This window comes from Leucobacter sp. M11, from assembly GCF_035726885.1.
Classification (GTDB): domain Bacteria; phylum Actinomycetota; class Actinomycetes; order Actinomycetales; family Microbacteriaceae; genus JAPFRB01.
Genome location: NZ_JAPFRB010000003.1, coordinates 40,482 through 41,310, shown reverse-complemented (window position 1 = coordinate 41,310; position 829 = coordinate 40,482). Strand labels below are relative to the sequence as shown.

Below are 829 nucleotides of genomic sequence, written 5' to 3'. Positions count from 1 at the left end.
GGTAGCCGCCGCACCCTCGGCTCAGCCCCGGCGCTCTCCTGAGGAAGCCTCGGGGAGCTGGGCGGCCAGCCCGTCGAGGAGGAGGCCCAGCACAGTCTCGAAGGGATCGGCGCGCACCGCCCCGGGCAGGTGCTCGGCGACCCGGTTGAGCGCGGGGAGCGTCTCGGGCGCGGCCCCGGCGGCGTCCCGAAGCCGGAGGAGTTCCTCGCTTCCGTCGCCGCCCTGGTCCGCCGCGGCCGCGTCGTAGGCGCTCAGGGCGAGCGCGGCGTTCGCGAGCGCGCGGTACGTGTCCGCGGCCCGCTGCGCCGAGCACCCCGCCGCGAGGAGGGCGGCGACGATGATCTCGGCGGCCTCGACTTCGGCGGGCCGAAACGACGCCCGCGCGCTCGAAAATCGGGCCACCCCGGGGTGCCGGCGATAGGCCGCGCGGAAGCGGCGGGCGAGGTCTTCCAGGGTGGGCCGCCAGTGCGCGCTCGGGCGGAAGCCCGCGAGGGCCTCCTCCAGCAGCCGGTTCACCATCGCGAGTTCCAGCTCGTCCTTCCCGGAGAAGTGCCGAAGCACCGCGGTGTGGTCGGCCCCGAGGGCGACCCCCAGCCTGCGCAGCGTGAGCGCACCGGGGCCGTCCCGCTCGACGAGCTCAATGGCCGCCGCGATGATGACGGGCTGACTGAGCTGCGGCCGGGGCCGCTTCTCGCCGGACGCGGCGCGGGTGACGGGGCTCATGCCCCCAGTGTAGATCCGTGGCCGCTCGTGGCGCCCCGCCAGACCGACGCCGACGCCCGCATCAGCGCTCGCCGAGCTGCGCGGCGATCTGGCGCATCGCGCTCAG

The 829-nt window shown here is 76.1% G+C and carries 1 protein-coding gene; it reads right to left on the bottom strand.

Translation table 11 applies throughout. The features are described 5' to 3' along the window. Positions 1 to 21 precede the first annotated feature (21 nt). Entirely contained in the window at positions 22 to 723 is a 702-nt protein-coding gene (locus OOT08_RS08370; RefSeq protein ID WP_325092175.1) for a TetR/AcrR family transcriptional regulator, read from the bottom strand. Positions 724 to 829 lie beyond the last annotated feature (106 nt).

Bases quoted from the DNA above. Each gene is read 5' to 3' on its own strand.
- OOT08_RS08370 (WP_325092175.1), bottom strand. From the start codon at position 723: ATGAGCCCCGTCACCCGCGCCGCGTCCGGCGAGAAGCGGCCCCGGCCG.